Source organism: Actinoallomurus sp. NPDC052274 (genome assembly GCF_040679475.1).
Classification (GTDB): domain Bacteria; phylum Actinomycetota; class Actinomycetes; order Streptosporangiales; family Streptosporangiaceae; genus Actinoallomurus; species Actinoallomurus liliacearum.
Genome location: NZ_JBFAUT010000130.1, coordinates 1 through 3,834 on the forward strand (window position 1 = coordinate 1; position 3,834 = coordinate 3,834).

A 3,834-nucleotide genomic window follows, 5' to 3' on the forward strand; every position below is an offset into this window, starting at 1 on the left:
GCGCGAGCGGCGCTGGCCCGGCTGGACGACGGCACCTACCGGTTCGTCGACTACCTCGACGATGACGCGGTCTCCGACATCCCGGTGCGTCTGTCGATCACCGCGACGCTCAGCGGGGGAGACCTGCACCTGGACTTCACGGGCACCGATCCCCAGGTCGCGGCGGCGTTCAACATCGCCAGTCTGGGCCGGGCCCACGCGTGGATCACCACCAGGGTGCTGGCGCTCATCTGCACGCTGGATCCCGGCATCGCGCTCAACGCCGGTCTGATCAGGCCGATCAGTGTCACCGCTCCCGAAGGCTCACTGGTCAACGCGGTGCGTCCCGCGGCGGTGGGGATCCGGCACGCGGCGGCGTCCCGGGTCAACGACGCGCTCGGCGGCGTCCTCGGCCTGGCCGCGCCGTCGATCCTGCCGGCGGCCGGCAGCGGTCTCGTCGTGCCGGTCGTGGTCGCCGAACAGGGCCCGCACGGCCAGAACGTGCAGGTGCTGGAGCCCATGGTGGGCGGCACCGGGGCCCGCGACGGGGCGGACGGCGTCGACGGCCGGGACAGCGGCATCTCCAATCTGTCCAACAACCCGGTCGAGACCGTCGAGACCGAGATCGGCGTCGAAATCCTCCGGTACGGCCTGCGCCGCGACTCCGGTGGCGCTGGGCGGTGGCGCGGCGGTTGCGGCCTCGAACTCACGTTCCGCGTGCGGCAGAGCGGGTCCCGCCTGCTCGCCCGCGGCCTGGAGCGGATGCGCTTCCGCCCGTGGGGGGCCCGCGGCGGCCGGCCCGGCGTTCCCTCCCGGCTCGTCCTCAACGCGGGCACGCCGCGTGAGCGCGTCCTGGAGAGGATCGACGTGCTGGCGCTGGAGGACGGCGACGTCGTCACGCTGCTCACCTCAGGTGCGGGCGGGTACGGAGACCCGCTGCTGCGTGACGCGGACGCCGTGCTGGCCGACGTGCGACGCGGTGTCGTGTCCCCCGAAGGTGCCCGGCGGGACTACGGCGTGGTGATCGTCGACGGACCGGCCGTGGACCAGGAGGCGACACGGCGGGAACGCGCGTCCCGCTCGGGACCGGCCGAGCCCGGCGCCGAGTTCGGGCCCGAACGGCTCGCCTGGGAGTCGGTCTTCTCCGTCGAGTTGGTCGACCGCCTGGTCGCGGCGCTGTTCCGCCTCCCGGCCACGCAGCGCTCCCGCCTCCGGGCGGGCGTCTATGCCGAGGTGCTCGGGGACCTGCCGCCCGGTTTCGGCCGCGAGCCGCTGGAGCCGGCGCGCGCGGAGACGGCCCGTAAGCGTCTGGTCGACAAGATCGTGGAACTGGAACGGATGGCGCGGTGACGGAACGGGAGACGGCGCCGGACCGCGACCGGCCGGCGGCCGGCCGGCGGCCGGCGTGGCGGACATCGGCGGTCTGTCCGAGGCGGCGCGGGACGATCTCGCGGAACTGTACCGCGACCTGCACCGGAACCCCGAGCCGCCGTTCGGTGAGGTACGGACGGCCGGGATCGTCGCCACGCGGCTGCGCCGCGCCGGTTTCGAGGTCGCCACCGGCATCGGAGGCACTGGCGTCGCCGGCGTCCTGCGCAGCGGAGAGGGACCGACCGTGCTGCTGCGCGCGGACATGGACGCGCTGCCCCTGGCCGAGCGGACCGGCCTTCCGTACGCCGGCACGGCGACCGTCGACGACGCGCACGGCGAGCGGACGCCGCTGATGCACGCCTGCGGGCACGACATGCACGTGGCCTGCCTGATCGGCGCGGCGGACCTGCTGGCGGCCGGGCGCGATCACTGGCGTGGCACGGTGCTCGCGGTGTTCCAGCCCGCCGAGGAGATCGCGGCCGGCGCGCGGGCCATGCTGGAGGACGGCCTGTACGAGCGCTTCGGAGCGCCGGACGTCGCGCTGGGCCAGCACGTCTTCCCGTATCCGGCGGGCACGCTGCTGCACTGTCCGGGGCAGGTGCTCGGCGCGACCGAGACCCTGGAAGTACGGCTGCACGGCAAGGGAGCACACGGTTCCCAGCCGGAGCGCGGCATCGACCCGGTGGTGCTGGCCGCGGCCGTGGTCATGCGACTCCAGACGATCGTGTCGCGCGAGGTGGCCCCGGCCGAGCGCGCGGTGGTGACGGTGGCCCGGCTGCGCGCCGGTCACGCGGAGAACACCATCCCCGACGAGGCCACCATGACGCTGAACATCCGCGCGTTCTCCCCGGATGTCATGCGCGCAGTGCTGGCCGCCGTCGAGCGCGTCGTGCGGGCCGAGGCCGCCGCCTCGGGAGCGCCCCGTCCGCCGGAGCTGCGTACTCTCAGCTCCTTCCCGGCCACGTACAACGACCCCGTCGCCACGGAACGGCTCGTCGAGGCGTTCACCGGCCGGTTCGGCGCCGGGCGGGTCGGCGACCTCGCGCCGATGATGGGCAGTGAGGACTTCGGGCTGTTCGGCTCGGCGGCCGATGTGCCCTCGGTGTTCTGGGGGCTGGGCGCCGCCGATCCGGACCGCCCGGCCGACGGTGAGGTCCCCGGCAACCACTCGCCGCTCTTCGCCCCGGTCATCGAGCCGACCCTGTCCACCGGCGTCGAGGCCCTCGTCACCGCCGCCCGTACCTTCCTGCGCACTCCGCCGGACGGGGCGGCCCGGTCATGACCGTGGCGATCTGCGTGGTCGGCGGTGGCCCGCGCGGCACGTCGGTGCTGGAACGCATCACGGCGAACGCGCCGCGGCTGGTGCCCCACGAACGGCTCGACGTGCATCTGGTGGACCCGTTCCCGCCGGGCGGAGGGCACGTGTGGCAGGCCGACCAGCCCGGCGACCTGCTGATGAACACGGTCAGCGCGGACGCGACGCTGTTCACCGACGACAGCGTGCGCTGCGCGGGCCCGGTGGTCCCCGGCCCCAGCCTGTACGAGTGGGCGCGCACCGTCGCGCGGGACGACCCGGATCCCGCCGTACGCGCGGAGGCCGCCCGGATGCGGCCGTGGTCGCACCCGAGCCGCCGTTTCCACGGCCGATACCTCGGGTGGGTCTTCGAGCGGGTCTCCTCCCGGTCACCCGGCCGGATCCGCGTCCATCAGCACCGGACCCGGGCCGTCGCGATCACCGAACTGGTCGGCGGGCGCCAGCGCGTCGCGCTGGAGGACGGCTCCGGGCCCCTGATCGTCGACAGTGTGGTCCTGACCCTCGGCCACACCGACCGGGAGCTCGACCCCGCGCAGCGCGTTCTCGCCGACTTCGCCGCCGGGCACGGCCTGTTCTACGGTCCGCCGGCCAATCCGCTCGACGCGGATCCGGCGGCCGTTCCGGCCGGCACGCCGCTGCTGGTCCGGGGGCTGGGCATGAACTTCTTCGACCACATGTCCCTGTTCACCGTGGGACGCGGTGGCCGGTTCGTCCGCGACGGTGACCGGCTACGGTACCGGCCGTCCGGCGACGAACCGGTGCTGTACGCCGGCTCCCGCCGGGGCGTGCCGTACCAGGCCCGGGGCGACTACGGCGCGATGCCGCCCACCTTCCCGGCACGCTACTTCGATGACGCGGCGGTCGCCCGGTTGCGCGCGGCCGGCGGCGTCGACTTTCGGCGGGCCGTCTGGCCGCTGATCGCGAAGGAGACCGCTTACGTCTACTACGACACTCTGTCGCGGGTGCGGCCCGGCACGTGCGCGCTGGACCCGGCCGAGGTCCGTGCCGGGTTCGACGCACTGTCCTGGTCGGATCCGGCTCTGGCCCGCCTCATCGAGCGTGCCTTCCCGGATCCGGCGGTCCGGCTCGATTTCTCGGCCCTGGACCGCCCGTTGGACGGTGCCACGTTCGATGACCGGGAGTCGCTGCACCGGAGCGTGGTGGCCGGG

Annotated in this window: 3 protein-coding genes; all 3 read left to right on the plus strand. The window is 74.3% G+C overall.

Annotation, left to right across the window (positions count from 1 at the left end; genetic code table 11):
• Positions 1-1,329: hydantoinase B/oxoprolinase family protein (locus tag AB0K82_RS44365; RefSeq protein WP_364409759.1), on the plus strand; the 1,329-nt coding region annotated here is incomplete at its 5' end.
• Between the two features lie 55 nt (positions 1,330-1,384).
• A complete protein-coding gene (locus AB0K82_RS44370) occupies positions 1,385-2,632 on the plus strand; it encodes an amidohydrolase (protein ID WP_364409762.1) in 1,248 nt (415 codons plus the stop codon).
• On the plus strand, positions 2,629-3,834 hold a 1,206-nt coding region (locus AB0K82_RS44375), incomplete at its 3' end, for an FAD/NAD(P)-binding protein (protein ID WP_364409765.1). The genes AB0K82_RS44370 and AB0K82_RS44375, both read left to right, overlap by 4 nt.